We start from the raw sequence: 1,243 nt of genomic DNA, 5'->3' as shown, positions 1-1,243 counted from the left end.
AAAGCATCGACTGATCAAGATGCAAATGCGCGCATGAGCATTGCTGAGCGCGTTGAGAAGCATAGTTCGAGTATTATTTCCAAAGCTCGCAACGATATTCTTAGCTTTGACAGCTTAGCTTTAGAGTTTTCTCAACACGAAGAAAACGAGTCGAATTTAAGTATTATCGAAAAAGTAGAGTTTGAAGATTGGTTAATCGCGCGGGTGCTCATTACGCGTTTAGAATCGCACTTTCGTACAGATTTATTGCTACTAAAAATGCGCACGGATGCAATGAATTATCATAGTCCGATTGCGAGCAGTAGCCCCTTAGGTCCAGAACGAGCGGTTTACGCATTTCGTTCAGCGATACATCATTTCGTTAATGACCCAACTCTGGAAAAGCTTGCATTCAAACTATACGAAAAGGCATTGCATGGTGTGCTGGATGAGCTATATCAAAAGCTCAATAGCACGCTTGAAGCTGAAGGTATTCTAGCGGATAAGAGTCTTAGCTCTCTGGCCAAAGAGAAAGTTGTTTCACCCGATCTGCCAGAAAGCAAAGACTCCGAGCCTTCGGTAGAAGACGAAGCTCTTAATGATTCAGCTCAGACTACTGCATCAAATGCGTCTGTTAATTCAAAGCCCGCTTCAGAAACAAGTGGCCCTATTGTCGACTCTGTTTCTGAAAGCAACTCTTCTCAACAATCGCCCTCGTCCTCTCAAGCTAACAGGCCTTTTGGATATCGCCAGCAATCATTGAATCATGCTGGCGTTGATCAAGGTAATATTTCTGCTAGCAACATTACTGGTAAATCAAGTCCTGTCGAGCCAGGTGTTGACCAAGAACAGATTAAAGAAGCTCAGTCCTTTTCAATTTTTAGAAATATCTTGAGTAGCTTCCCATCTAAGAAGACCGCACAAATTGATTATTCTGTCTCAGCTTTTAGTTCGAATGAGTTGAACGAAGGGCTTGCGCAGAAGCAAATCCCAACACGTTCTCTTGATAGCGACGGTGAAGCCTTAAGCTTATTGTCTCGTGTTCTTCAAAGCTTAAATACTGGAGAAGATGAAGAGAAAGCTCTATCGCATGAGCAACAAGGACAAGTAGACGTTATTGATCGTTTCTTTGGATCATTACAAAATAATCCGCGTATTAGCTCTGAAGGCAAACAACATCTGTTTCGATTAGAAATACCAGTTTTACGCCAACTTTTGGAAAACGATACTTTCTTTGAAGATCAAAATAGCCCTCTTCGTGATG

At 42.0% G+C, this 1,243-nt stretch carries 1 protein-coding gene; it reads left to right on the top strand.

The window, feature by feature from the left end; genetic code table 11:
* On the top strand, window positions 1-1,243 hold a 1,243-nt coding region (locus A3739_RS24470), incomplete at both ends, for a DUF1631 family protein (RefSeq protein ID WP_156502810.1).

It is taken from the genome of Oleiphilus sp. HI0067 (assembly GCF_001635735.1).
The sequence above is the reverse complement of the archived record's forward strand: the minus strand, read 5'-3'. Positions and strand labels throughout refer to the sequence as shown.